The organism is Pseudomonadota bacterium (assembly GCA_036141575.1).
Taxonomy (GTDB): domain Bacteria; phylum Pseudomonadota; class Alphaproteobacteria; order UBA2136; family JAPKEQ01; genus JAPKEQ01.
The window spans coordinates 1-26,625 of record JAYZXF010000012.1 but is presented as its reverse complement, the minus strand read 5'-3'; the positions used below and the strand labels follow the sequence as shown (position 1 = coordinate 26,625).

26 protein-coding genes are annotated in these 26,625 nt (G+C 44.8%); 1 reads left to right on the top strand and 25 read right to left on the bottom strand.

The genetic code is table 11. The features are described from left to right. Nucleotides 1-29: 29 nt before the first annotated feature. The 20 genes from rplF to tuf all read right to left on the bottom strand — a co-directional run bounded on the left by rplF (nt 30) and on the right by tuf (nt 10,298). On the bottom strand, nt 30-569 hold the full coding sequence (gene rplF / locus VX730_05915; GenBank protein ID MEC9291922.1) for a 50S ribosomal protein L6: 540 nt from the start codon (nt 567-569) through the stop codon (nt 30-32). A gap of 26 nt (nt 570-595) precedes the next feature. Continuing rightward, entirely contained in the window at nt 596-991 is a 396-nt protein-coding gene (rpsH, locus tag VX730_05910) for a 30S ribosomal protein S8 (GenBank protein MEC9291921.1), read from the bottom strand. 14 nt (nt 992-1,005) lie between these two features. Further along, nucleotides 1,006-1,311: a 30S ribosomal protein S14 gene (gene rpsN / locus VX730_05905; protein ID MEC9291920.1), complete on the bottom strand. Its 306-nt coding sequence runs from the start codon at nt 1,309-1,311 to the stop codon at nt 1,006-1,008. After that, complete coding sequence (gene rplE, locus VX730_05900; GenBank protein MEC9291919.1) at nt 1,311-1,865, bottom strand: 50S ribosomal protein L5; 555 nt, start codon at nt 1,863-1,865, stop codon at nt 1,311-1,313. The genes rpsN and rplE overlap by 1 nt, the downstream gene beginning before the upstream one ends. Nucleotides 1,866-1,876: 11 nt before the next feature. Continuing rightward, nucleotides 1,877-2,188, bottom strand: coding sequence for a 50S ribosomal protein L24 (rplX, locus tag VX730_05895; GenBank protein ID MEC9291918.1), 312 nt, complete (start codon nt 2,186-2,188; stop codon nt 1,877-1,879). 10 nt (nt 2,189-2,198) lie between these two features. Continuing rightward, nucleotides 2,199-2,567 (bottom strand): 50S ribosomal protein L14, encoded by a 369-nt coding sequence (gene rplN, locus VX730_05890; protein MEC9291917.1) that lies wholly within the window; start codon nt 2,565-2,567, stop codon nt 2,199-2,201. A gap of 12 nt (nt 2,568-2,579) precedes the next feature. Then, nucleotides 2,580-2,846: a 30S ribosomal protein S17 gene (gene rpsQ / locus VX730_05885; protein ID MEC9291916.1), complete on the bottom strand. Its 267-nt coding sequence runs from the start codon at nt 2,844-2,846 to the stop codon at nt 2,580-2,582. 5 nt (nt 2,847-2,851) lie between these two features. Beyond that, nucleotides 2,852-3,052: a 50S ribosomal protein L29 gene (gene rpmC / locus VX730_05880; GenBank protein ID MEC9291915.1), complete on the bottom strand. Its 201-nt coding sequence runs from the start codon at nt 3,050-3,052 to the stop codon at nt 2,852-2,854. A 32-nt stretch (nt 3,053-3,084) separates the two neighbouring features. Then, complete coding sequence (gene rplP, locus VX730_05875) at nt 3,085-3,498, bottom strand: 50S ribosomal protein L16 (protein ID MEC9291914.1); 414 nt, start codon at nt 3,496-3,498, stop codon at nt 3,085-3,087. Nucleotides 3,499-3,532: 34 nt separating this feature from the next. Beyond that, the gene (gene rpsC, locus VX730_05870) at nt 3,533-4,201 is read right to left on the bottom strand and encodes a 30S ribosomal protein S3 (protein MEC9291913.1); all 669 of its coding nucleotides are present in this window, start codon (nt 4,199-4,201) and stop codon (nt 3,533-3,535) included. Between the two features lie 2 nt (nt 4,202-4,203). Beyond that, entirely contained in the window at nt 4,204-4,602 is a 399-nt protein-coding gene (rplV, locus tag VX730_05865) for a 50S ribosomal protein L22 (protein MEC9291912.1), read from the bottom strand. Nucleotides 4,603-4,631: 29 nt separating this feature from the next. Further along, the gene (gene rpsS, locus VX730_05860; GenBank protein ID MEC9291911.1) at nt 4,632-4,901 is read right to left on the bottom strand and encodes a 30S ribosomal protein S19; all 270 of its coding nucleotides are present in this window, start codon (nt 4,899-4,901) and stop codon (nt 4,632-4,634) included. A gap of 4 nt (nt 4,902-4,905) precedes the next feature. Beyond that, entirely contained in the window at nt 4,906-5,742 is an 837-nt protein-coding gene (gene rplB / locus VX730_05855) for a 50S ribosomal protein L2 (protein MEC9291910.1), read from the bottom strand. 22 nt (nt 5,743-5,764) lie between these two features. Next, on the bottom strand, nt 5,765-6,073 hold the full coding sequence (gene rplW / locus VX730_05850) for a 50S ribosomal protein L23 (protein MEC9291909.1): 309 nt from the start codon (nt 6,071-6,073) through the stop codon (nt 5,765-5,767). Between the two features lie 5 nt (nt 6,074-6,078). Beyond that, on the bottom strand, nt 6,079-6,720 hold the full coding sequence (gene rplD, locus VX730_05845) for a 50S ribosomal protein L4 (GenBank protein MEC9291908.1): 642 nt from the start codon (nt 6,718-6,720) through the stop codon (nt 6,079-6,081). A 2-nt stretch (nt 6,721-6,722) separates the two neighbouring features. Further along, nucleotides 6,723-7,463 (bottom strand): 50S ribosomal protein L3, encoded by a 741-nt coding sequence (rplC, locus tag VX730_05840; protein MEC9291907.1) that lies wholly within the window; start codon nt 7,461-7,463, stop codon nt 6,723-6,725. 13 nt (nt 7,464-7,476) lie between these two features. Further along, the gene (gene rpsJ, locus VX730_05835; protein MEC9291906.1) at nt 7,477-7,782 is read right to left on the bottom strand and encodes a 30S ribosomal protein S10; all 306 of its coding nucleotides are present in this window, start codon (nt 7,780-7,782) and stop codon (nt 7,477-7,479) included. A gap of 448 nt (nt 7,783-8,230) precedes the next feature. After that, on the bottom strand, nt 8,231-8,500 hold the full coding sequence (locus VX730_05830; protein ID MEC9291905.1) for a hypothetical protein: 270 nt from the start codon (nt 8,498-8,500) through the stop codon (nt 8,231-8,233). A gap of 142 nt (nt 8,501-8,642) precedes the next feature. Next, nucleotides 8,643-8,963, bottom strand: a complete 321-nt coding sequence (locus VX730_05825) for a hypothetical protein (protein MEC9291904.1) — start codon at nt 8,961-8,963, stop codon at nt 8,643-8,645. Nucleotides 8,964-9,107: 144 nt separating this feature from the next. Then, entirely contained in the window at nt 9,108-10,298 is a 1,191-nt protein-coding gene (gene tuf / locus VX730_05820; protein ID MEC9291903.1) for an elongation factor Tu, read from the bottom strand. A gap of 185 nt (nt 10,299-10,483) precedes the next feature. Between tuf and VX730_05815 the strand changes: the two genes are divergently transcribed. Beyond that, complete coding sequence (locus tag VX730_05815; GenBank protein ID MEC9291902.1) at nt 10,484-10,969, top strand: hypothetical protein; 486 nt, start codon at nt 10,484-10,486, stop codon at nt 10,967-10,969. 39 nt (nt 10,970-11,008) lie between these two features. Here the strand turns inward: VX730_05815 and VX730_05810 are convergent, their stop codons facing one another. The 5 genes from VX730_05810 to VX730_05790 all read right to left on the bottom strand — a co-directional run. Then, a complete protein-coding gene (locus tag VX730_05810) occupies nt 11,009-11,578 on the bottom strand; it encodes a hypothetical protein (GenBank protein ID MEC9291901.1) in 570 nt (189 codons plus the stop codon). Between the two features lie 102 nt (nt 11,579-11,680). Beyond that, a complete protein-coding gene (locus VX730_05805; GenBank protein MEC9291900.1) occupies nt 11,681-12,337 on the bottom strand; it encodes a hypothetical protein in 657 nt (218 codons plus the stop codon). A 95-nt stretch (nt 12,338-12,432) separates the two neighbouring features. After that, nucleotides 12,433-17,610: a BspA family leucine-rich repeat surface protein gene (locus VX730_05800; GenBank protein ID MEC9291899.1), complete on the bottom strand. Its 5,178-nt coding sequence runs from the start codon at nt 17,608-17,610 to the stop codon at nt 12,433-12,435. A gap of 83 nt (nt 17,611-17,693) precedes the next feature. Next, complete coding sequence (locus VX730_05795) at nt 17,694-21,371, bottom strand: tail fiber domain-containing protein (GenBank protein MEC9291898.1); 3,678 nt, start codon at nt 21,369-21,371, stop codon at nt 17,694-17,696. Nucleotides 21,372-21,419: 48 nt separating this feature from the next. Next, nucleotides 21,420-26,625: tail fiber domain-containing protein (locus VX730_05790; protein MEC9291897.1), on the bottom strand; the 5,206-nt coding region annotated here is incomplete at its 5' end.

Genomic DNA, 26,625 nt, shown 5'->3' with positions numbered 1-26,625 from the left:
AATTACCCTATCCTTTACTATAAGAAGAATTACTTCTTCTTACCTTCTTTCATCACTACGTGCTCGCCTTTGTAGCGTACGCCTTTACCTTTGTAAGGCTCTACAGGACGCTTTTTACGCACGTTTGCAGCAAACTGGCCAACTTCTTCTTTATCGAAGCCTTTAACAACAACGTTTGTGTTGTCGTTCACTTCAACAGTAAGAGTTGAAGAGATTTCCATTGCTACAGGGTGAGAGTGTCCAAGTGATAGGTTCAGAGTTTTACCCTGAACGTTTGCACGGTAACCAACACCACGGATTTCTAGTTCTTTTACGAAACCTTCGCTTACACCTACAACCATGTTGTTTACTTTAGCGCGAGTTAGGCCCCAAGCAGCGCTGAGTTCGTTGCTAACTTTTTGCTTAGTTGGTGTAAAAGAAAGTTCAGAACCTTCTAGTTTACCTTCGATGTCATGAGGGATAGTCCAAGCAAGTTGACCTAGCTTACCCTTCACTGAAACATCACGACCAGCAAGATTCACTTCTACGCCAGAAGGAATGCTGATAATTTGTTTTCCGATACGAGACATGATTTTTTCTTTCCTTGTCTACTGGATTAAAACATTTCGCAAATCAGCTCACCACCAATGCCAAGCTCACGAGCTTTAGCATCCGAAATCATACCTTGAGAGGTAGAAACGATGGCAAGACCAAGACCGTTACGTACTAGAGGCACATCAGATGAGCTCTTGTAGCTACGTAGACCAGGCTTTGATTTACGACGGATTTCAGTGATCACTGGCTTCGCATCGAAGTATTTCAGTGTAACTGTAATCGCCTTTTCAGTACCCTCACCTGATTCAGTAAAGTCAGCGATGTAGCCTTCTTCCTTCATCACAGCAAGAATGCTGTTTTTAACTTTAGATGCTGGGATAGAAACAGTTTCTTTACCAACCATCTGTGCGTTACGGATACGCGTGAGCATATCTGCAATTGGATCTGTCATAGTCATGGTATATTCTTTCCTTACCAGCTTGATTTTGAAACACCTGGTAGCGCGCCACGTGAAGCCATTTCACGTAGAACGTTACGGCAGATGCCATACTTCTTGTAAACAGAGTGAGGACGACCAGTAAACTGGCAACGAGTCTGAACGCGGATTGCGCAACCGTTTTTCGCAAGCTTGTTTAGAGCGTCACGAGCAGCCATCTTGTCTTCGTATGAAGTTGATGGGTCCTTAATTGTTTTCTTCAGTTCAGCACGGCGCTCTTCTTGGTTTGCAGCCATGCGGATACGCTTATCATTGCGGTTAACAGCACTTTTCTTAGCCATTATTGAACCTTTCTTCTAAATGGCATACCAAATGCTTCAAGCAGAGCATGCGCTTCTTCGTTGTTCTGAGCCGTTGTACAGATAACGATATCCATACCACGTACACGGTCCGTTTGATCATAATCAATTTCAGGGAAAATGATTTGCTCAGTGATACCTAGCGCGTAGTTACCACGACCGTCGAAAGCCTTGTGAGATACACCTTCAAAGTCACGTACACGTGGAAGTGCAACAGTGATCAGGCGATCTAGGAATTCGTACATGCGGCGGCCACGTAGAGTAACTTTACAACCTACAGGCATACCGTCACGGATTTTAAATCCAGCGATTGATTTACGTGCGCGTGTTACTACAGGAGCCTGACCAGCGATCTTTGTCATGTCTTTTACAGCTGCGTCGATAAGTTTCTTATCTTCAGCCGCTTTACCAACACCCATGTTGATCACGATCTTTTCCAGCTTAGGTAGCTGCATCACATTTTTGTACTCGAACTTCTTCATCAACTCTTTAGTGATGGTTTCGTCGTACTGTTTTCTAAAACGAGGTGCTTCCATTGTCTTTCCCCTTAACCTAGTACTTTGCCAGATTTCTTAGCGAATCTAACTTTTTTACCGTTTTCAATTTTGTGGCCAATACGAGTTGGCTTACCAGTTTCTGGGTCTTTCAGCATTACGTTAGAAGCGTGGATTGGAGCTTCCTTAGAAACAACACCCGCTTCAGATACCATAGAAGCTTTCATGTGACGCTTAACCATGTTTACGCCTTCGACAACCACACGGTTCGTCTTAGTCACAACACTGCTAATTTTACCAGTTTTGCCTTTTTCCTTACCCGAGATAACGATGACTTCATCGCCAGTCTTAAGTGGGCTTTGCATTTTAGCCATATTATAGAACCTCCGGTGCTAGTGAGACAATTTTGTTAAAGTTCTTACGGCGAAGCTCACGTGCTACAGGACCAAAGATACGTGTACCTACTGGCTCATGTTTCTTATCGATAATAACTGCAGAGTTGTTATCGAAACGGATGCTTGTACCGTCTTTACGCTTAATAGACTGAGATGTGCGCACAACAACAGCGAACGCTACGTCACCTTTTTTAACACGGCCGCGAGGCAGTGCGTCTTTAATCGCAACAACAATCACGTCACCAACTGAAGCATAACGACGCTTAGAACCACCAAGAACCTTGATGCACTGAACGCGTTTTGCGCCAGAGTTATCGGCAACGCCCAAATTACTTTCTACTTGAATCATTGTGTAGTCTCCTTACGCTTCAGCTGCATCTAGTGCAGATGCTTTGCTGACTGTGCTTTCAACCGCCCAACGCTTCAGCTTAGACATTGGTGTTGCTTCGATAATACGAACAACATCACCAACCGTGCAGCTGTTATCAGCGTCATGAGCATGGTATTTTTTACTCTTACGAATTGTTTTGCCGTATAGAGGGTGCTTAACTTTACGCTCCACCTTAACGACAGCTGTTTTATCAGCGCCTGTGCTTACCACAGTACCTTGAAGAATGCGTTTTGGCATATCTCTTACTCTCCTTTGGCAGCAGAAGCTGCTGTCATTTGTGTTTTCACGCGAGCGATCGTCGTGCGAACTTCACGCCAGCGGTTTGGGTTTTCCATTTGACCGGTCGCTTTTTGGAAACGCAGGTTCATCTGCTCTTTGCGAAGGTTAAGTAGTGTTTCCTTCAGCTTTCCAGCGTCCATCTTTTGAATGTCTGCATTTTTCATCGTGTTTTGTATCCTACGTTTACAAATTCAATTTACTGCGTGTGGCGTGAAACGAATTTACATTTCACTGGAAGCTTCATCGCCGCTAGACGCATTGCTTCACGCGCTTTTTCTTCTGGAACACCAGTAATTTCGTACATAATACGACCTGGTTTAACACGGCATGCCCAGTACTCAGTAGTACCTTTACCTTTACCCATACGTACTTCAGCAGGTTTGCTTGATACAGGTACGTCTGGGAAGATGCGGATCCAAATGCGACCGCCACGAGCAACGTAGCGAGTCATAGCACGACGAGCAGCTTCAATCTGACGTGATGTTACACGTGCAGGTTCCATTGCTTTCAGACCGTATTCTCCAAAGTTAATATCAGTACCGCCCTTGGCTAGGCCGTGGATACGACCCTTATGCGCCTTGCGGAATTTAGTTCTTTTCGGTTGTAACATGGTTCTTGTCCTCTACGATTTCAAGTCTTGTCAATTAATTTACGTTGCGCTCTTCGGCAGTGCTTGGCATATCCATCTCGTATTTTTCACCGACATTGATCCAAACCTTAATACCGATCACACCGTAAGTAGTGTGTGCTTCCGCAAAACCATACTGGATATCAGCACGGAGTGTGTGTAGAGGAAGACGACCTTCACGGTACCATTCAGTACGCGCGATTTCTGCACCGTTTAGACGACCAGAGCAAGATACCTTGATACCTTCTGCACCGTTCATCATTGCGTTCTGCATAGAACGTTTCATAGCGCGACGGAACGCGATACGACGCTCAAGCTGTGACGCGATGCTGTCAGCTGCAAGCTGTGCATCTAGGTCAGGTTTGCGTACTTCTACGATGTTTAGGAAAACATCAGCAGATGTAAGCTTTTGTAGCTTAGCGCGTAGTGTTTCGATATCGGCACCTTTTTTACCGATGATTACGCCAGGGCGAGCTGTATGGATGAACACACGGCATTTGCTTGCTGGACGCTCGATAACAACCTTAGAAACACTTGCGTTCTTTAGGTTTTTCTTAACGAACTTACGAATCGCTTCATCTTCCGCTAGAAGACCTGCGTAGTCCTTCTTAGATGCAAACCATAGTGAGTCCCACGTACGGTTGATCTTAAGTCTTTGCCCAATAGGGTTAACCTTCTGACCCATAATTATTCTCCTGTTTTCGCAGTTGTTGGTTCAGGGCGCTCAGCAACTACAACAGTTAGGTGTGAGCGAGGTTTCAAAATCTTAGCAGCACGGCCACGAGCACGCGCGCGGAAGCGTTTCATTACAAAACTCTTATCAGCGAATGCTGTCTTCACGTAAAGCTCGTCTACGTTCAGACCGTGGTTGTTTTCAGCGTTAGCGATTGCACTCTCAAGAAGAGTTTTAACCTCACGTGAGATTGCCTTTGTAGAGAACGTAAGTTCAGCTAGGGCCTTCTCAACGCTTTTGCCTTTGATTAGTTCCATTACCAGACGCGCTTTCTGCGGGCTGGACTTTGCGCTTTTCAGCACAGCACGCGTTTCTGTCTGTTCTAGACGGCGTGGTTGTTTCTGTTTAGCCATTGTTTATATCCTTATCTACCGCGTTAGCGCTATTTTACTTTTTTGTCTGGGTGACCAGTAAATGTACGCGTTGGAGCAAATTCGCCAAGCTTATGGCCAATCATTTGGTCCGTTACAAGTACTGGTACAAACTTTTTACCGTTATGAACAGCAAAGGTAAAGCCTACGAAGTCTGGCATAATCGTGCTACGACGAGACCATGTCTTCACAACTTGTTTCTTGTTGCTCTCGATCATTTTTTCAACCTTTGCAGCCAGGTGGTGGTCTACAAATGGTCCTTTACGAATTGAACGTGGCATCTACTTACCCTTTCTTGTCGTAACGACGACGCATAATCATTTTGTTAGACGGCTTGTTCTTAGCACGTGTACGCTTACCTTTAGTTGGCATACCCCAAGGTGAAACTGGGTGACGACCACCACTTGTCTTACCTTCACCACCACCATGTGGGTGATCAACAGGGTTCATAGCTACACCACGTACCGTAGGACGAATACCCATCCAACGCTTACGACCAGCCTTACCAAGGTTCGTGTTACCGTGGTCTGGGTTAGAAACCGCACCAACTGTTGCCATGCAAACTTCGTTTACAAGACGCTGCTCACCAGAAGCAAGACGGAGTTGAGCGTTACCACTGTCACGACCAATAATTTGAGCGTAAGTACCAGCACTACGTGCCATCTGACCACCTTTACCAGGCTTCAGCTCAATGTTGTGAACCACAGTACCAACTGGGATGTTCTTAAGTGGTAGAGCGTTACCAGGAACAATATCTACCTTTGTACCCGCTACCACTTTGTCACCTACTTTAAGGCGCTGTGGAGCGATGATGTAAGCTTTTTCACCGTCAGTGTACTGAACAAGTGCGATGAACGCGCTACGGTTTGGATCGTACTCAAGACGTTCTACCGTTGCTTCAACGTCAAACTTGTTACGTTTGAAATCGATGATACGGTATTTACGCTTGTGACCACCACCACGGTGACGCGTTGTAATACGACCAGCGTTGTTACGACCAGCCTTTTTCTTCATTGGTTCAACCAATGACTTTTCAGGACCCTCTTTTGACAGGTGAGAGCGGTCTACCGCTACCAACTGACGACGTCCAGGAGACGTAGGCTTATAAGTAATAAGTGCCATTTTGCATATGCTCCTTTAAACTTTATACGCCAGCAGACACGTCAAGCGTTTGGCCAGCTGCCAGACGAATGAATGCCTTCTTGACATCGTTGCGACGGCCAAGGCCACCACGGAAACGTTTTACTTTACCGTTTAGGTTAGAAGTGTTCACTTTATCAACTTTTACGTTGTAAACAGCTTCAACCGCACGCTTGATAGCAGGTTTGTCAGCAGATGTATCTACTTCAAACGCATACCAGTTACCAGCAGTACTCATTTGAGCAGTCTTCTCAGTAATGAGAGGACGCTTCAGTACAGTGTACATACCTTCAGTAGCTTGTGTTTTTGACATGAGTCTTACGCCTCCTTCTTAGTGTGACGCTCAGATAGACGCGTCTTTAGCATCTCAACAGCTTGCTTAGTCAGCACAACTTTGTCTGCCTTCAGGATGTCGTAAACGTTAGCACCTTCAGTTGGTACAACGCGCACGAATGGAAGGTTACGAGACGCTTTGTCAAAGTTTTCATCCATGTTGTCCACTACGAATAGAGAACGTGTTAGATCCATTTTCTCAAGCTTAGTCGCAAGATCTTTTGTCTTGTGGCTCTTAAGCTTCGTGTCTTCGATTACAACAATGCTCTTCTCAGCTGCTTTAGATGAGAAAGCTGTTTTAATTGCAAGAGCACGTACTTTCTTAGGCATTGAGAATGCGAAAGAACGTGGACGTGGACCGAATGCAACCGAACCACCTACGAATGTGTTTACACGACGGCTGTTGTGACGAGCCTTACCCATACCTTTTTGACGGTATAGCTTAGAACCTGTGCGAGAAACTTCGCTTACAGTCTGCGTGCTTGCAGTACCTGCACGACGGCGCGCTAGCTGCCATTGTACGGCACGGTGAAGAAGATCTTTACGAACTTCTAGGCCGAACACTTCTTTAGGAAGCGTTACGCTACCAGAAGCCTTACCTTCAAGTGTCATCAAATCTAGTTTCATGTTTACGCCTCCTCTGAAGCAGCTTCAGTTTCTGCTTCTGTGTTAGTGTTCTCAGCAGCTGGCTTAAGTGCAGCACGTGCAGTTTCAATAGCGCCAAGATCTACAGGTGCCTTCTTAACAGCATCTTTGATCATTACCATTGAACCTTTAGCGCCTGGCACTGAGCCCTTCACCAAAATAACTTCTTTATCAAGATCAACACGTACAACTTCTAGGTTCTGTTGAGTACGTTGAACGCTACCCATGTGACCTGGCATTTTCTTACCTTTGAATACGCGACCTGGATCTTGACACTGACCAGTCGAACCGATCGAACGGTGAGAGATCGATACACCGTGAGATGCACGTAGACCACCGAAACCGTGACGCTTCATACCACCGGCAAAACCTTTACCAACTGTGATACCTGAAACGTCAACTTTTTGGCCAGCCATGAAGTTTGTTACATCAAACTTCGTACCAGCGTCTACAAGTTGGTCTTCGTCTACACGGAATTCACGAACGTAACGCTTGTTAGATACTTTAGCTTTACCAAAGTGACCTTGCATAGCTTTTGATGTGTGCTTGTCTTTACGAGAGCCCATACCAAGCTGTACAGCGTTGTAACCGTCAGTTTCAACTGTTTTCTTTTGAACAACTTCAGCTTCGCTAACGCCAAGAACTGTCACAGGTACGTGACGGCCTGTTTCGTCGAATACGCGAGTCATGCCAAGTTTAGTTGCAATAAGTCCTGTTCTTTGCATATCAGTCCCCTCCTTACAGCTTGATCTGCACATCAACGCCTGCCGCTAGGTCAAGCTTCATAAGTGCATCAATTGTTTGTGGAGTTGGCTCAACAATTTCAAGAAGGCGCTTGTGTGTGCGCATTTCGAATTGTTCACGAGATGATTTGTACACGTGCGGGCTACGAATAACAGATAGTTTTTCGATGCGTGTTGGAAGTGGGATTGGACCACGAACACTTGCACCTGTACGAACAGCTGTATCTACGATCTCAGTCGTAGACTTATCTAGCACACGGTGATCGTATGCCTTCAAACGAATCTTAATGTTTTGTGTCATATCAGACATTGTCTAGTTCTCCTTATGAGCATACTCTTGCGGCATTGGCTCTGAGTTTGGTATCAACCGCCGTATGGATCTCTCTCAGCCACACGGTGTCGCTTTAGGGGCTGCACCACTTTAGATGTTATGGCACATACCTCTGGGTAACAAAAAACGCCCTTATCAGGCGTCTACACATATGAATTCGTACATCACTACTTGTCCATATATGCGACCTTGTCCCCGTCGCGAAGGATAGTAAAATTCCTTCTTTCTAAAGGGTTTCTCCCTTAGAAGTCTCGCTCTTTTACGCCTTACAGCCGCGACTGTCAAGGGAAATATGAACTTTTTTCATGTTTTCAAGTGGGTGGCTAAATTTTTTGCCATTTTTGGCTATTTTTTACTCATTTATATAGAGACAGCAAAAGGCCGCCCCAAATGGGACGGCCTGATAGCAGTTTCGATTTTACGCGGCGCACTTTTCACAAAAGCGCTCCAGGTCGACCTTGGCCTTTTCAGCAGCACCGGGAATGCCGTGCAGCACACGCTGCTGGTCATCCACAGTGATTGGCAACGGAATTTTCCGACCATTTTGCCAAATCCCTGTCACCACATGATCGGGGTGACGAAGACTCTCCTGAAAAAGCAGATCCATGCATTCCTGCACAGAGTCAACCTTCAGGTGATGTGCACACCCTTTTCCAGTCACATAGTGGCTCAATGATGCAATAAACATCGTGTTTCCTCCTCAGAAAAGCTTCAGATGATAGAGCCACAGAATATGACCCTTATACTTTAATTATGGGGACAGCATCTCCATCTATCAACCCCTCAAAACAAGAAAAACCGCCCCAATGGGCGGCTCTTCTTCGATCAAGTTAACCATACATGGTCCGAAGACCCTCTGCCACGGCAGCGCCTTGCGTACGGTTGTAGTAACCAGCCAGTGTAGCACACATGTTTTCACGAGCCCCTTTCACACCACGCAAAACCTGGCCCTGCGTGTATTCACTCACCGGCAGATCCAGCGCCATATCACGACGACAATCCCAAATTCCGGTGACAATCCAGCCTTGAACGGCCTTTTCACCCTCAAACAGCTCATGAGCGAGCATTTGACGATCTGTGCCTTCTGCATAAGCTGTCAGCTGTACTTGTGTCTTGGGGTCCTTTAAACAAATTTTATAACGACGAGGCATGAGACCTCTCCTGTGTTGAACGTTTTCAGATATAGCCAGAATGGCGTCTTATACTAAAAGTATGGGGATGCTTTCTTGCATATCAAGAGAACAGAAACAAAAAACCGCCCCGAGGGGCGGTTTTTCTCAAGTGTATCTAAGCGATTACTTGATGATAGATGCTACCACACCGGCACCAACTGTACGGCCACCTTCACGGATCGCGAAGCGTAGACCTTGGTCCATAGCGATAGGAGCGATAAGCTCAACTTCCATCTCAATGTTATCACCAGGCATTACCATTTCTACACCGTCTGGAAGCTTAATGCTACCAGTTACGTCTGTCGTACGGAAGTAGAACTGTGGACGGTAACCAGAGAAGAATGGAGTGTGACGACCACCTTCATCTTTACCTAGTACGTAGCACTCAGCTTTGAAGTGTGTGTGCGGAGTGATAGAACCTGGCTTAGCAAGTACCTGACCACGCTCAACATCTTCACGCTTAAGACCACGTAGAAGTACACCAACGTTGTCACCAGCTTCACCACGGTCAAGTAGCTTACGGAACATTTCAACACCAGTACATGTTGTCTTTTGAGTGTCACGGATACCAACGATCTCGATTTCTTCACCAACGTTTACAACACCAGCTTCGATACGACCAGTTACAACAGTACCACGGCCAGAGATAGAGAATACGTCCTCAATCGGCATTAGGAATGATTTGTCGATTTCACGCTCAACTTGTGGAATGTAAGAGTCTACAGCTTCCATTAGACGGTCGATAGACTGAACACCGATTTCAGATGCTTCGCCTTCAAGTGCTTTAAGAGCTGAACCACGAACAACAGGAATGTCGTCGCCTGGGAAGTCGTAAGAAGATAGTAGCTCACGGATTTCCATTTCAACAAGCTCAAGAAGCTCTTCATCGTCAACCATGTCACATTTGTTCATGAATACAACAAGAGCAGGTACACCTACCTGACGTGCAAGAAGGATGTGCTCACGAGTTTGTGGCATTGGGCCGTCTGCAGCGTTTACTACAAGGATAGCACCGTCCATTTGAGCGGCACCAGTAATCATGTTTTTAACGTAGTCGGCGTGACCTGGGCAGTCTACGTGTGCGTAGTGGCGGTTCTCAGTTTCGTACTCAATGTGAGACGTGTTAATTGTAATACCACGCTCACGCTCTTCAGGAGCTGAGTCAATTGTACCGAAATCACGAAGTTCAGCTTGGCCTTTTTCGGCAAGAACTTTAGAAATTGCAGCAGTTAGAGTTGTTTTACCATGGTCAACGTGACCGATGGTACCAATGTTACAGTGCGGTTTACCGCGCTGGAAAGTCTCTTTAGACATTGTAATCCATCCTTTTGATTTTAAACTTGCATGGCATGTTAACCCTGTCGCCAATTCAGAGGACTTTGTAACATAACCAGTCATCTTTTCAAGTAAAAAATGTTCTTTTTTTGTTGTTTAAGTGCCACATTTTTTGCAACTCTATATAAGAAAGCAGCCACTTTTAGAAGAAGGACCACTATTTTATGAAACGTTTTATTGTCGCACTTATGTTCACCGCCCTCTTTTCTGGGCAGGCATTTGCACTCAGTTGCATGCGCCCCAATGCATTTTGGAGCGCCAAGCACTTGAACGATCAAGAGGATGATTTTATTGTATTTAAAGGATCTCTTACATTAGAGGAGCCTATTGATGGGCCAGGCTATGAAAACCCGCCCAAACCTAAGAAAACAATTGGCCAAACAGAAGGTATAAACCTACTGACAGGTGAGCCTTTTAATGAACGTATTGCTGTACAGCAGCATTGCTATGGCCCATGGTGCGGAACCTCATCCAATAAAGTAATTCAGGACCGCCTCATCTATATTCGTAAGCAAGGTGAAAATTACTCTATAGAGCTCAACCCATGTGGAGGCGTTATCTTTGCGCAGCTAAAAGCTGAAGAAGAAGAAAAACTCATTCAATGCATCAAAGAGAAGAGCTGTGAGAGACCTGAGCCAAACTATAATTAAGTTTTAAAACAGAAAAAGCCCCTTTAACGGGGCTTTTTCTTATCGCTTTTCAATCGCACTGGCCAGTGCCGCCAAAAAAGGTACGGTACGTGTTTTCATCACGTATCCGCCTGTATCTAGATCACGCAGAGAGCGATTGAGCTCAATTTGTAGCGCGGTGCCATCCCCATTGAGATCCTGCCAATAGTTTGTTAGGCCATTTTTACCAGCAAATGGCTGATTTACCGTAAAGCTAAAGCCGTAAGATGTCGCCAACTGAATGGCATAAGCAAGCAAGATATGCTGATCAGGCATACACTGCGCAGTACCAAAACAGATATCAAATGGATGGTGCAAAGCAGCACCATGAATATCCAAAAGTAACGATGTGCTGGGAATGGTCTGATGCAGCGCCATCTTAAAGTATTTATAGCGCCATGTACGGTCAGAACCATAAGGCGAATCAAGCCTCAGGATAGAACTGCGAGAGAGCTCTGCGGCATGATCAGCAATCTCTCCGGTAAAGAGATCAGCGCGCTTCTCTCCTTTGGTGGGAGAGTCATAGCTGCAAGCATGAGGCGCAGTAAAACATACAGCGCTTCCTCTTGCTGTGAATACGCAAGGTTTCATGAAGATGTATCCTTGAACCAAGAAAAAGTAAGAGAGGTCTTAAGTGCCCTCACCCTAACAAAAAGGCCCTCCATATGGGAAGGCCTTTTTAGGATTTAGAGTTTATTGACAACCAACACTATCTGCTCGTGCGGCACATGTTGTTGTGTAACAGCCCTTATTGGTATCGCGACACTCTTGTCGGTAACACACTGGTGCAGGACCATTTTCAAAACCAGATCCTGATACATGACATGTTGTACCATAAGCAGAACTACAGCTATTAGATGTATAAGAATTCCATTGCTGATATTTAGTAAAGCCAGAAGGACATTGCCCTGAAACACCATCAAACTTACAGAAGAACTCACCTGCATTTAGAGGATCTGCATGAGGAGTACCACCCGCTGCTGTACAGTCTGCACATGAGTTATGACCTCCAATTAGAGAGCCAGAACATGTACCTGCCCCCTGACCTGAACCGAGAGAGCTCTCAGAAATACAACCGTTACTGTCTGCTGAAGAGTGGTTAGGCCAATAAATATGAGATTCACCCGTCATGTTAAAACATGCCGTGCGCGCATTTTCTACTGCCTCTAAGCTTCCTAAACGCGTCGTAATACCACTAATCTGCGTTGCGACACTATCAGCATGACTTTCCATCATATTTTTGAGAGCAGTCACCTGACGGCTAACTCCCTCACCTGTACGTGAGCTTTGCGCATAAGATAGCGTGGCTATCGCACATAAAACTGCTGCAATTATATAAACTTTACGCATGTAATACCTTTTTTAATTCACTTCATTATATAAAAAGAAAAACTTTTTAAAAAATTTTATTTTATTACTTCAACTTATAATATTAAACATTAATTTTACGGACATGATCCCCATATAGGTCTTGTCGCTGTCCAACTGGTTGCATTCCTATCAAAATAGCTTGGCGCGCTACCAATATTACTCACACACCAACCATTTAGATGGCGGTTAAATGATGAGGCCCCATCAAACATCTCTGTCATGTTTGTTGCTGAGCTTGTATTCCAGCCACCAATATTCTGGTTAAATAATGTTGCACCATCAAACATTCTTACAAAGTTAGTAACGTTTGAGGTATTCCAGCCACCAATATATTGGTTAAACGCTGTCGCACTACGGAACATACTATGCATATGCGTTGCTGAACCAGTATTCCATCCACTAATAGGCTGGTTAAATCCACTATTGTTTTGGAACATATTACCAAAAGTAGTTACATTAGAGGTATTCCAAGCACCAATGCTCTGGTTAAAGGAATCAGCGTTATAGAACATATATTTCATATCCGTCACGTTAGCCGTGTTCCAGCCACCAATAGGCTGGTTGAAGGCACCGGCATCACGGAACATATAACTCATATCCGTCACGTTAGCCGTGTTCCAGCCACCAATATTTTGGTTAAAGACCGCAGCACCATAGAACACTCTTGCCATATTCGTTACGCTTGCAGTATTCCAAGTCGCAAGAGGCTGGTTAAAGGCTGAAGCATTATAGAACATACCATACATGTTTGTCACACTACTGACATCCCAACTGCCAATAGGCTGGTTAAAGGCTGAAGCGCCATAGAATGTGCTATACATATTGGTCACACTACTTACATCCCAACCACTAATATCCTGGTTAAAGCTTGATGCTGAGTAGAACAGGTTCTGCATAGTTGTTACATTTGCAGTATCCCAGTAACCAATATCACCGTTAAAGCTTGTAGACCTTAATAGGTTACTCATATCAGTTACCTGACCTGTGAAGATATTATTGGCATCATCTGCAAATGTGTAAGACGTACCACCGGCATCAATACTGAATGATTCATCACCACCCGCGCTCGCAGATGCGACAGCACGTAGAGTTGTGTTATCAACAATGAGCATACCCTCACATACGGTACCTGTATCCCCGACACCGCCAACACTTGCTGGCGCGAAACAGTCTGTTACAACAGGAGGAGGCCCACCAGGACATGTTCCCCATACAGGCTGAGGCTCTGTCCAACTTGTGGCACCCTGATCAAAGAAGAACGGCTCACTACCAATGTTACTTACACACCAACCAGAAAGGTCTTGGTTAAATGCAGAAGCACCATCAAACATACTCTCCATATTCGTGACTTCGCCAGTATCCCAAGCCCCAATATCTTGGTTGAAACCAGTTGCCGCACGGAACATATAGTTCATTTGTGTCACTGAACTCGTATCCCAACTTCCAATCGGCTGGTTAAAGACAGAGTTATAAGCAAAGAGCCAGTACATATCTGTTACATTAGATGTATCCCAGCTCCCAATTGGCTGGTTGAAGGTAGTGTTGTAAGCAAAGAGCCAGTGCATATCCGTTACATTAGATGTATCCCAGTAATCAATGTCACCATTAAATGTAGTGGATCTGAATAGATCACTCATATCAGTAACTTGACCTGTAAAGACATTATATGCGCTATCAGCAAAGGTGTATGTATTGCTATCTGGACCTACAAGATCAAACGATTCATTACCACCTGCATTACCTGATGCTTCTGCACGCAGCTGAGCCGTACTTACAATCAGCATGCCGTTACAGCCTTGCCATGTACCAACTGTACCCACGTTCGCCGCGTTGTAACATTCTGCATGTGTTGGTAAAACAGGACATGTGCCCCATACAGGTTTTGGATCGCTCCAGCTGCCTGCACCATCATCAAAGCTTGAAGGCTCAGAACCAATGTTGCTTACACACCAGCCACTTAAATCTTGGTTAAAGGCAGTTGCCCAGTTAAACATACCATTCATTGATGTAACCGCGCTTGTATCCCAGCTGCCAATGTTCTGGTTGAAGGCACTTGTACCACCAAACATGGTATCCATATTGGTTACATTACTTGTATCCCAGCCACTAATATCTTGGTTAAACACAGCACTGTTTTGGAACATACCGCCCATACTTACTACAGAGCTTGTATCCCAGCCACTAATGTCTTGGTTAAATGAGGTACCCAGGAACATCACAGCCATATCTGTTACAGAGCTTGTATCCCAGCTACCAATGTCTTGGTCAAATGAACTGTTACCATTAAACATCCAAGCCATGTCAGTTACATTACTTGTATCCCAGTAGCCAATATTACCGTTGAATGACGTACCTCTGAAGAGGTCGCTCATATCCGTCACCTGACCGGTGAAGACATTATATGTGCTATCAGCAAAGGTGTATGTATTGCTATCTGGACCTACAAGATCAAATGACCCATTACCACCTGCATTACCTGAAGCTTCTGCGCGTAACATCGCATTATCTACAATCAGCATACCCTCACAAATCGAGTACTCTGCACCAATTGTATTCACGTTTGCTGGGTTGAAACATGCTGCATCCAGAGCCGGACATGTGCCCCATACAGGCTTCGGATCGGTCCAGCTACCGGCACCATCATCAAAGTTTGATGGTTCAGAGGCAATATTACTTACACACCAGCCGCTTAAATCTTGGTTAAAGGCTGTTGCCCAGTTAAACATACCATTCATTGTTGTCACTGCGCTTGTATCCCAACTGCCAATGTTCTGGTTGAAGGCACTTGTACCTGCAAACATGGTATCCATATTGGTGACATTGCTCACATCCCATCCGCCAATATCTTGGTTGAAGGCTGAGCTGTTCTGGAACATTCCACCCATGGCTGTCACAGAGCTTGTGTCCCAACTACTAATATCTTGGTTAAAGGCTGTACTAATAAACATCACAGCCATATCTGTTACATTACCTGTATCCCAACTCCCAATATATTGGTTGAAGGAGCTGTTATTTGCGAACATCCAAGCCATATCTGTCACATTACTTGTATCCCAGTAATCAATATCACCATTGAATGACGTGCCTCTGAAGAGGTCACTCATATCTGTTACCTGACCAGTAAAGACATTATACGTGCTATCGGCAAAGGTGTATGTATTGCTATCTGGACCTACAATATCAAATGATCCATTACCACCTGCACTACCTGATGCTTCTGCGCGGAGCATTGCATTATCTACAATCAGCATACCCTCACAAATCGAGTACTCTGCACCAATTGTATTTACGTTTGCAGGGTTGAAACATGCTGCATCCAGAGCCGGACATGTACCCCACTGTGGGCGTGTGTCAGGGTCACCAGTCCACGCTGTTGCACCTAAATCAAAGTTCCCTGGCTTAGTGGCAATATTTGGCACACACCAACCTGATAGGTCTTGGTTATATGATGTTGCACCGTTGAACATGTTGTTCATGTTCGTCACATTGGTTGTGTCCCAACTGCTCAGGTCAATATTGTAATTATCGTGACCATAAAACATACCACTCATACTTGTTACACTTGAGGTGTCCCAACCAGAAATATCGCCAACAAAGCTGTCTGTATTATAAAACAGGTTCGTCATATCTGTTACATTAGAGACATCCCAACTGCTCAGATCTGAAACAAAGGCAGTGTTACGCCCAAAAGCACCGTTCATATTTGTTAGGTTTGGCGTAGTCCAGCCTGAGATATCACCACCAAAGCTACCGTTATCAAACATAGCCCTCATGTTTTCAAGACTTGTTGGGGTCCATGCTGAAATATCACCTGTGTAAGCCATACCAGCAAACATAGCTTCCATCGTTACCACATTACTCACATCCCAGCTCGAGATATCTCCTGAGAAACCAGATGTACTTTGGAACATGTACTCCATATTGGTAACGTTACTTACATCCCAGCTATTTAGATCCTGGTTGAAACCATCGGCGTTGTTAAACATGCGAGCCATGTTTGTTGCACTTGCTGTATTCCAGCTACCTACATCTTGGTTGAAGCTTTGTGCGTTTCTGAACATATATGCAAAGCTATCAACGCTACTTGTATCCCAACTACCAATATTACCATCAAAGTTTGTGGCATTATCAAACATGTTCGCCATGTTGGTTACATTGCCTGTATCCCATGATCCAATATTCTGGTTAAAGGCAGGCGCGCCAGCAAACATACTCGCCATATTTGTTACACTTGCCGTATTCCAAGTCGTGATATTGCCATTAAATACTGTTGCATTAGAGAACATGCTCGGCATATTAGTTACAGAACTTACATCCCATGCCGATAGATCTTGGTTAAAGGCATCAGTGCTATAGAATGCACTATTCATGTCAGTTACACCACTTACATCCCAACCTGAAAGGTCTTGGTTAAAGGCGTCTGCGCCACTAAATGTATAACCTAAGTTTGAAAGAGATGACGTTGTCCAAACACCAATTGGCTGGTTGAATGAATCCGTCCCCTGGAAAGCATTACGCATTGAGCTTACATTACTCACATCCCAGCCTGTAATATCTCCATTAAAGGCTGTCGCTCCTCTAAACATTCCAAATATAGACGTCACATTGCTCATATCCCATGAACCAATATTTTGGTTAAAGGCTGTGGCATCTCTAAATGTTTGACTCATTGTTGAGGCACTTGACGTATCCCAACCACTAATATCTTGGTTAAAGGATGAAGCCCCTCTAAATGTGTCATTAAAGTTTGCAGCACTGCGGGTATCCCAATAGCCAATATCACCATTAAAGGCAGTGTTCTCAAACAGGCTGTCATAGTCTGTCACTTGTCCTGTAAAGACATTATTTGCAGTATCTGCAAATGAGTACTCTGTACCTGCATGATTTATATCGTATGATTCATCCCCACCCACCACAGCGGAAGCAGCTGTATGCAGCATTGCATTGTCAACAATTAACATCCCATCACAAATAGACCCTGCCGGACCAATTGTATTGACATTTGCAGGGTTAAGACAGGCAAGGTCATTGCAAGAAATTAGCGTTACATTTTCTGGAGCCTCATCGATAAAACTTTGCCATTCTGTCAGAGTTTTTGTTGGCACAAAGATAGCTTCAGTGGAAAGGTGTTGATTATCTACATTGTAGCAAATACCATGCTCATCAATATTAACATTCGCTGTGTGTGCCACAACATGACCATCGGCCGCATAAACGCTGAAAGAGGCACCGCACAGTACCCCTAGTAGCAACAGAGTCCTTTTTAGTTTCCCTATTATTTTATACACAGCTTCCACACACGTTTTTATTTATCTTTTTTTTATTTTTATTGTACTTATTGAGCTCGTTTTAATTCCTCAACTTCAGCTTTCAGAGCGTCAATCTGTTCTTGTTGCAGCTTGATGGCTTCAATCATCGGTGCAATCAATTGGTTATATTCTACAGCAAGCATCCCATCTTCGCGCTCATGCACAGCACTTGGCAGCACTTCACGTACTTCCTGTGCAATAACACCTGCGCTTTCTCTTCCAGAGTCCTTCCACTTATAGAACACACCGCGAAGTTTCTTGACAATTTCCAGAGGATTCATGACCGTGCGGATCTCATCCTTAAGGCGTTTATCCGAACTGTTTATAAAACCAGTGGCTGTAACGGTACCACTGGCAACAACAGCACCTGACTCACTCACATCAAATACTGAGGGAGCAGAGCCAGGATCAGTTGTGACATCTTTTACAATTCTAAATTTAGACGTTGTAGAAGAGTTTGTTCCATCCAAACCTACATGTACTGAAGCATCAGCTAGTAGAAAACCTGCTGCACCCATTCTAATATCAGCACCATTCACAAGGCCACTTGCAATATAGATTGCATCACCAGATGTACTATTGACATGCAACGTACCATTCGGCGCTGTTGTACCAATACCTACATCACCGTCACTCTGAATGGTCATCAATGCTTCATCTCGAGTATTATCAGTCCCATAGTTACCTCCTGTACCGACAAAGTAGAAACCATCATTTGCATCATTATCTCTTAGAGAGAAGACCATATGACTGTTTGATCCACCTTCTAAGAATGGCCCCGATGTCGAACCAGGAAGGAGTGTATCTATATCAGACCCCACCCCCCAAGATGAAACAAATGTTCTTTGCACTGAAGACGCCGCACCCAAGTATGAGTCACCAATAACATGTAATGTGCTAGATGGTGCCTGTGTGCCGATACCTACATTGCCATCAGCACCAATATACATACGTGTTTGGCGCGTAATTGTTCCTTCTGGCGTTGTCTCAAAACGCAAGGCCGTACCATGTGCACTATTGGTAAAGTTTTCTGTTGCCAATGCTTTTACAGATGCTGTTGCCCCTGTATAACCTGAGCCATCATAACCACCCATTTCATAAGCTGCGAGGTTATCTCCACTTTGTACAGCAAGTGGGGCAGCTTTTGTTCCACGAGCTTTTTCAGAAATATAATAAGGAGCACCTTGGATAGCTGAATTATCATGCCCTCTTGCACGCACCACTGTTGAACCATTATTCTCAATCATTAGAATTGTGCTTGGCGCTGTTGTACCAATACCAATTCTACCAGAATCGCTTACATAAAACTCAGGATCATTTAGTCGTGCTGAATTACCCGTTAAACCAATACCATCAAGGCCCGCCTCAGTAATGAAACCATAATTACTGTTCACACCATCATTTACTGAAATATAACTGGTTTTAGAAATAGAGTTATACCCCATATCTAGCACTTGTGTCGCGACATGGTCACCCAGGTTATCAGCACCGCCCCCTAGCAGAGAGGTACCATCAAACGTTACATCATCTTTACTAATACGGAAGAGCGAGCCCCACGTGACTGGTTGACCAGTTCCCGCACCAGGGTTAGAGGATACTCTGAAATCTAGGTATGTATTGCTCACGTTATCAATATTAGATTCAATTTCAGCCGCACCACCAGCATGGGTAAAGACTTGGCCACCATCATGTTCATGACCAAAGCGGATATTTACGTTACCGCCACCATCATTATTGGTAATACGGTTTACACCATCTTCCCACTGGAAAGATCCTGCACGCGCAGCGCCATCCACATGAAGTGTTGTTGAAGGTTCAATAGTACCAATACCAACATTACCGCCATCTTTAATCATCATAGGAACTTTCCAGCTTGCACCATTCCAGTAAGAAAAACCTAAATCTTCACGTTGCGCCACGTTTGTATAATTTTCTCCACCAGCATAAATAGACCAAGCTTTAGCGCCTGCATTAGAATGCGTTGTCTGACCATCACCTGCTGTTATTAACGTTAAACCAGACCATTTTGTCTCGTCACCCTCAACAATAATTTCACCTTCGGCTGCAGAGTCATAAACATGCAGGTTTTGTGCAGGGTCTCCAGAACCAACACCAACTTTACCATCATTCGCGACAGTAATTCCTTCATCGTCACCATCACCACTTAGGTAATAATTACCAAGTTGAATATTTTGACCAGCCTGGTGGTTACCAAGGTTATCACCACCACCTGCTACACCAAGCGTGCCCCAAGCTGTACCATTACAAAACTGGAGTACGCCGCCATTATAACGGATTGCACCAGCACGATCACTGTCACACGTCGCGCTATCGTTACCAATTTGGATATCACCAGCTACATGAAGGGTGCTTGATGGACTATCTGTAGCAATACCAACATCATCATTAATCACATCTACATATAGTGCTGGGATATTATTACCAAATTTTGCATATGCCACATTATTAGCAGATCTGCCAAAGTCAATAATTTGACCACCACCAGAACCTGTATCACTTAAAGCTTGAACACGTAATATACCACCAGATTCTACACGCAAGTCCCAGCGCTTTAGATCAACTCCACCATTTATATCAAAGAGAGACATAATAGGGAGGTTACTTTCCGCTCTAATAGTACCCATAATATGCAATGTTTCAGATGGAAAGGCCGTACCAATACCAACCTGACCAGTGCTATCAACAGTAATCCCTTCATCACCGCCATCACCACTTAGGTAATAGCTGCCAAGTTGGATATTTTGCGTTGCAGTATGGTTACCAAGGTTATCACCGCCGCCACCCATAGCGCCCCAAGCTGTACCATTACAGAACTCAATGTTACCGCCGTTATAGCGCATCGCACCGGCTGTTGTGCCTGTACATGTTGCACTTGAGTTACCAATCTGAACATCACCTGCTACATGGAGTGTGCTTGATGGAGACTCAACACCAATACCCACTGTTGTCTCACTGGTATCACCATAAATTGTATTACCAATATTTAGAGTATCAAATACTGTTGGCCCAAGCGCTGAAGTATTAGAACCAATAATAATGTTACGTCCTCCGCCTACAATATTACTACCCGCAAGCTTACCAATAAGTACGTTTTCATCGCCATTTTCAACACCTTGACCAGCCTGATAACCAATAATGGTGTTATCATTGGCATTATGGCTCAGCCCATACCCTGCACGGGCACCCATCACTGTGTTTCCAAGCATATTACCGTCAGGGTTTACAGCTCGACCACCTGCTTCCCAACCAATAAACACACTGTTTGTAAGACTGCCAGTTGCATTCACAGCCGCATTTTGACCAATCACAACACTTTGTGTCATTGTTGTTGGATCCGCAACTCCACGTGCAAATAACTGACTGTCACCATCGTTTGTCACATCGGTTAAATCATCTAGAGCATTTGCGCCACCGCCGCCAGACCCAAGCGTTACCCAATTTGTGCCATCACAAACAGCAATTGTGCTATTGGTATCATCCCAAACCATCGCACCTCGAATTGTGCTACTTACAGAGTCTGTTGCACCAATCTGAAAACGATCACTTGCATTTGCAATAAGCTGGAATACAGGATCTTTTACATCACCCACAGGCGCTGCAGGACAGGTTTGCGCAGTGGCAACCAGTGGCAGCATCATGAGTGTTGTTAAAATAAATAAGCGCTTTAGTGTTTTTGTTTTCATAGCCTTATATCCTACACCTTGTGTAATGTTCATTTTCTGGAAGTTCATTTATTTACCCTCCAGATTGTTCACGCGCTCCAGTAAGTCAGCGTTTTGTGCCTTCAGAGCTTCAATTTCATCTTGCTGAATCTTCACAGCTTCAATAAGTGGTGCAATCAGCTGATCGTATTCAACAGACAGCATGCCATCAGGACGCTGCTTCACAGCTTGAGGCATGACTTTTTGTACCTCTTGGGCAATCACACCCGAGCTTTCTTTACCACTCTCTTTCCATGTGAAGAACACACCACGGATCTTACGGATCAGTTCAATAGGGTTCATCACTGTACGGATGTTCTCTTTCAGGCGCTCATCCGAGCTACCGTTAAACTGCGTTGCGAAGACTTCACCGTTAAATGTACCGTCACCAACAACATGAAGTGTGCTTGATGGGTCTTCTGTACCAATACCTACAAGGCCTGCAGCATCTAGCCAAATTTGCGTGTTTGATGTGTTTGAAATACGCATATGTGCATTATGCTGACCACTATAGTAACCATCATAAACAGCAGATACATGCCCCATAGTTGTCCAGTTTTGAGCAAAGTGTATTGAAGGTGTCGTTCCATTTGTACCTGTCAAACTATTCAACGTTAAACCGACAGGACCATCTAAAGGATCAGCGTAAAAGCCCCACGTCCCTCGCCCGTTTCCATCAATACTAATACCTTCATTCGCACCTGTATCATTGGCAATTCTATTATTATTCAGAACCACTGTTTGACCTGCCTGATGGTTACCAAGGTTATCACCGCCACCAGCTGCACCTAGAGCTGTCCAAGATGAGCCATCACAAAATTCAATAGCACCACCATTGTAACGCATACCACCGGCAGTTGTTGCCGCACAAGCCTCACCGCCATTTGCAACAATAAGTGTTCCTGAAACATGGAGTGTGCTTGATGGGCTATCCGTACCGATACCAACAAGGCCACTCGGCACAACAATCGCCTTTCCTGTTGCGTTGGTATTTCGAACACTTAAACCAACAGCATCAGCATGGTTTGCATTAATGACACCACCTGTTGAATTCGCAGCAATAGCTTCCACAAATAATCCTGATGCACTAGATGCGTCTACATAGGCGCGGTAACCACGACTTGCTGAATTATTTAGATATGTGTAAAAGGCAGCCCCTAAAGCAGGAGCACTTGCTCCCACTGCAGAACCATTCGAAGTAGAGTTAACTACATATAAAGAGCTTCCCACCACTGATGCAGAAACAGAAACTGTACCGTTTGCATTAAAAGCAAGGCCTTCTTCATCTCCATCTGCACTAATTCTATAGCTCCCCATAGCAATATTCTGAGCAGCCTGATGGTTACCAAGGTTATCACCGCCACCAGCAGCCAGGCCTGTCCAAGCCGTGCCATTACAATATTCAATAGCACCGCCATTGTAACGCATACCACCAGCCGTTGTAGCGGCACATGTCGCACTTGAGTTACCAACTTGAATATCACCTGCCACGTGAAGTGTGCTTGATGGACTATCCGTACCAATACCAACCAAACCTTCAGATGTAACACGCATACGCTCAGTAGCAACGGCTACACCGGTTGGGCGTGTATCAAACCTTAAGGCTGCAGCACCTGTTGAATCTGTAAAGTTTTCTTCTGCAATCGCTTTAATTGCTGCAGACGCTGTATCAAGATAATCCGTTGTAGCATACCCCTGGAAACTAAAGTTACCAATAACATTATCGGCAAGAACAGCAGTTGGGAGAGCTTCTGTACCATTAGTCCTACGTACACGAACAACAGCTGCCCCACCATGCCTTACAGATACAATACCAGCACCAGATGAACCCCCTTGAACTACATGCAGAGGCGAGTCTGGTGACGTGGTACCAATACCCACGTTACCATTATTATCAATACGGATACCTTCATCGCCACCATCGTTAGAAATATAACTATCAGATAGAGCAATATTACCCGTACCAACGCCAATAGCTGGGCCGCCGGCTGTATTATCAGCATAAACACCATGTCCGCTGGCACTACCTGTAATACCTGTTACACCAATTGACGTGCCGGCTGCATTTGTGGCGTAACCCATCACACCTGACGCACCAGCGTTACTACCTGTTTCACCATAAACTGCTGTTGCAGTACTTGTGGCATTACCGACATAACCCATAATAGCTGCGCCACCGCTTGCAGCGGTTTCACCATAAATACCCATACCGCCAGATGCGTGACCTGCATAACCCATCACACCAATACCAGAGGCACTTTGAGTTTGACCATACACACCTTTTGTTGCACCTGTTGAAGAGGATGCATAACCTTGAATCGCTGTTCCGTTCGGGCTAGCGACATCACCACGTACACCAAACGTTGTACCTGATGCTGAAGTGCTTCCACCATACACTGCCGTACCTGCATCACCTGCATTTACAGCAGAAATTGCACTGACATTGTTATTGGCGTGACCTGCATTCACGCTAATACCGTAACCAGTGGCTGCATTGTTATCAATATAAAGACTTGTTGATGGGTCACCCGTAAGAGCAAGCATACCCGCACCGTTGTACGTAAAGTCAGCGTGACCTGCAAGCGTACCTGCACCGTTGTACTGCACCTCAGTGTTATTACCACCAGCATTACCAACACCAGAAGCAGACGAGAGAGCAGCCCAAGCTGTACCGTTACAAAATTCTACATTACCTGAGTTATAACGAATCGCACCAGCTTTAGCTGCCACACATGCATGACTTTGGTCACCCAACTGAATATCACCATCCACATAAAGCGTAGAAGAAGCCTCTTGAGCGTTATTACCAATCGTCATTTGCGCATTGTTTAGATCAAATCGCATTTTGCGAATATCATCATCACTTTCATAAAAGTTAATCACACTGTCTGCATAAAGTGCGAGACTTGCAGTCCCTTCCACCTCAATAGACGTCTGATCATTCGAACCATTATTTTCAGGGCTAAAAATCAGGTTACCATCTAGGCGCTGGTCACCCGCAACATGAAGCGTACTTGATGGAGACTCTGTACCAATACCAAACTTACCGTCAGACTTTAGATAAATAGCTGTTGCGTCAGTCGCTGACTGCACATTACCTGTACCAATTTTAATACCACTAACACGCTCATCATATGCAAAATATGCTGAAGCTTGGTTTGCTGTCGCCGTATCCGCTAAATCATTAAAAATCAGATACCCCGCATAGGCGCTCGTTTCATTATTATTGGCATCAATACCTAAACGCAGGAAGTTACTATAACCATTTGCAAAGTCTTGTTTGTTACCAAGGTTATCCGCACCTGAGCCACCAACTGAGGCCCAAGCTGAACCATTACAAAACTCTACATCACCAGAGTTATAGCGAATGGCACCTGCTGTTGTAGCGGCACATGTCGCACTTGAGTTACCAATCTGAACATCACCAGCTACATGAAGTGTGCTTGATGGACTATCAGTTCCAATACCTACATTACCTGCACTATTAATACGCATGCGCTCAGCATTGTTTGTGCTGAAAGACATGGGCTGACTCGCCGTTGTACCCAGAGCTAACCTGCCCGTACCTCCATAAGCAATAGCAGCACCGCCAGCGTCCACATTAAAGAGTCTTCCACCAACATGGTCTGTATGGTAAGAAATAAAGTCTAAATCACTACCTGCATCATTGCGTATAAACATATGCGTTGCTTGTGATGCCCCGCCAGGATCTAAAATACGTACGCGGTAACCATGCAAATTAATACCATCAGCGCTTGCGGCAACACCAAGGCCGACACCACCACCGTTATGAACCTGAACACCTTCAGCATCACCATCACCTGAAAGCCAGTTGCCTGCGAGCTCAATGTTCTGCGTTGCCGTATGGTCACCAAGGTTGTCCGCACCTGTGCCACCAACTGACGCCCATGCTGTACCATTACAGAATTCAATATCGCCAGAGTTATAACGAATTGCACCGGCTTTACCCACACTACAGGCTGCGCTATCATTACCAACCTGAAGATCACCGTAAACATGCAAGCGAGACTGAGGAGGAACCTCTGCAGGGTTTACACCAACCCCAACGTAACCAACTTGAGTCCCTGAAATAGCCTGAGTTGGGAAGAAGAAGGCTTGGTTTGCTGTTCCTGATCCTTCTGCATGAACACGCAAAGCCATCGGCTGAACAAAATCTGCATAACGCATAATAGAGATACCTCTATTATTATCACCATCAACTTCAAAGATACCAGATACCGTTGAGTCACCTGCCACATGAAGCGTTGATGATGGAGAGGCCGTACCAATACCTAAGCCATCACGTGTTAACGTGACTCTTTCTTCGTACGAGTCATTATCCCTAATAACAAAAGCCATTTCTGATGATGTTGCCCCTGCATCTGATGTTCTTGCAAGAATAGAGCCTCGGTTTACCGTTGGCCCATTTTGGAAAATAATTCCTGATTCACCTGTTGTGGCTCTGTTATTTACAGTTATGCCAACAAAACCTCCACCACCACTGTAACCTTCTTGGTTGATTCGCGTACCTGTTAGCGTAATACCATTAACGGTTCCGCCCGCGTTCAGCGTTTCATCATTTGTTAGGACATTAGAGCCCAGAATAATATTCTGCGTTGCCGTATGGTCACCAAGGTTATCAGCACCGCCAGAAGCAACAGCGGCATCTACATAAGCCTTATTTGCTGCATCTTCAGTATTTACTGGCGTGGCAACGTTTATAATCGTATTACTTGCCATATCAACGTTTGCAACAGCAGCACGTTGACCAAGTTCACTTAAATAGCGCAGTTGAGTACCATCACAAATGTGTAAATACCCTCCTACGTACTTTAATGTACCTGCATTAGCAGCATTACATCCATTACCATCACTTGAAATTTTAAGAGCACCTGCAACAGATAACCTTGCAGCACCAACGGTTCCGGCAGGACCAACAGAAGCATTACCGTCAGCTCTCACATAAAAACCTTCATCGTCACCATCATTAGAGATATAATAACCACCTGTAACCAAATTCTGCGTTGCCGTATGGTTACCAAGGTTATCAGCACCGCCAGAGGCGATTTGTGCATCTACATAGCCTTTTGTTGCTGCATGATGATCAGCAACAGGGTCCAATACTTTTACAATATTATTGCCATTCAGGTTCAGGGTTGCTGAAACATGATCTGCAATACTTACCTGACCACCGTAAGGGTTTAAGCTTAAAGAGGTTGCTGCACCACCATTTGAA

Excerpts from the sequence above, each read along its gene's own strand:
- rpsS (MEC9291911.1), bottom strand. The coding sequence starts at position 4,901 with ATGCCACGTTCAATTCGTAAAGGACCATTTGTAGACCACCACCTGGCT.
- rplE (MEC9291919.1), bottom strand. The coding sequence starts at position 1,865 with ATGGAAGCACCTCGTTTTAGAAAACAGTACGACGAAACCATCACTAAA.
- rplX (MEC9291918.1), bottom strand. The coding sequence starts at position 2,188 with ATGCAAAGCCCACTTAAGACTGGCGATGAAGTCATCGTTATCTCGGGT.
- tuf (MEC9291903.1), bottom strand. The coding sequence starts at position 10,298 with ATGTCTAAAGAGACTTTCCAGCGCGGTAAACCGCACTGTAACATTGGT.
- VX730_05805 (MEC9291900.1), bottom strand. The coding sequence starts at position 12,337 with ATGCGTAAAGTTTATATAATTGCAGCAGTTTTATGTGCGATAGCCACG.
- VX730_05830 (MEC9291905.1), bottom strand. The coding sequence starts at position 8,500 with ATGTTTATTGCATCATTGAGCCACTATGTGACTGGAAAAGGGTGTGCA.
- VX730_05795 (MEC9291898.1), bottom strand. The coding sequence starts at position 21,371 with ATGAAAACAAAAACACTAAAGCGCTTATTTATTTTAACAACACTCATG.
- rpsQ (MEC9291916.1), bottom strand. The coding sequence starts at position 2,846 with ATGCCAAAACGCATTCTTCAAGGTACTGTGGTAAGCACAGGCGCTGAT.
- rpsC (MEC9291913.1), bottom strand. The coding sequence starts at position 4,201 with ATGGGTCAGAAGGTTAACCCTATTGGGCAAAGACTTAAGATCAACCGT.
- rpmC (MEC9291915.1), bottom strand. The coding sequence starts at position 3,052 with ATGAAAAATGCAGACATTCAAAAGATGGACGCTGGAAAGCTGAAGGAA.
- VX730_05810 (MEC9291901.1), bottom strand. The coding sequence starts at position 11,578 with ATGAAACCTTGCGTATTCACAGCAAGAGGAAGCGCTGTATGTTTTACT.
- rplC (MEC9291907.1), bottom strand. The coding sequence starts at position 7,463 with ATGCAAAGAACAGGACTTATTGCAACTAAACTTGGCATGACTCGCGTA.
- rplW (MEC9291909.1), bottom strand. The coding sequence starts at position 6,073 with ATGTCAAAAACACAAGCTACTGAAGGTATGTACACTGTACTGAAGCGT.
- rplB (MEC9291910.1), bottom strand. The coding sequence starts at position 5,742 with ATGGCACTTATTACTTATAAGCCTACGTCTCCTGGACGTCGTCAGTTG.
- VX730_05825 (MEC9291904.1), bottom strand. The coding sequence starts at position 8,963 with ATGCCTCGTCGTTATAAAATTTGTTTAAAGGACCCCAAGACACAAGTA.
- rpsH (MEC9291921.1), bottom strand. The coding sequence starts at position 991 with ATGACTATGACAGATCCAATTGCAGATATGCTCACGCGTATCCGTAAC.
- rplF (MEC9291922.1), bottom strand. The coding sequence starts at position 569 with ATGTCTCGTATCGGAAAACAAATTATCAGCATTCCTTCTGGCGTAGAA.
- rplN (MEC9291917.1), bottom strand. The coding sequence starts at position 2,567 with ATGATTCAAGTAGAAAGTAATTTGGGCGTTGCCGATAACTCTGGCGCA.
- rpsJ (MEC9291906.1), bottom strand. The coding sequence starts at position 7,782 with ATGACACAAAACATTAAGATTCGTTTGAAGGCATACGATCACCGTGTG.
- rplV (MEC9291912.1), bottom strand. The coding sequence starts at position 4,602 with ATGGCTAAACAGAAACAACCACGCCGTCTAGAACAGACAGAAACGCGT.
- VX730_05815 (MEC9291902.1), top strand. The coding sequence starts at position 10,484 with ATGAAACGTTTTATTGTCGCACTTATGTTCACCGCCCTCTTTTCTGGG.
- rpsN (MEC9291920.1), bottom strand. The coding sequence starts at position 1,311 with ATGGCTAAGAAAAGTGCTGTTAACCGCAATGATAAGCGTATCCGCATG.
- rplD (MEC9291908.1), bottom strand. The coding sequence starts at position 6,720 with ATGAAACTAGATTTGATGACACTTGAAGGTAAGGCTTCTGGTAGCGTA.
- rplP (MEC9291914.1), bottom strand. The coding sequence starts at position 3,498 with ATGTTACAACCGAAAAGAACTAAATTCCGCAAGGCGCATAAGGGTCGT.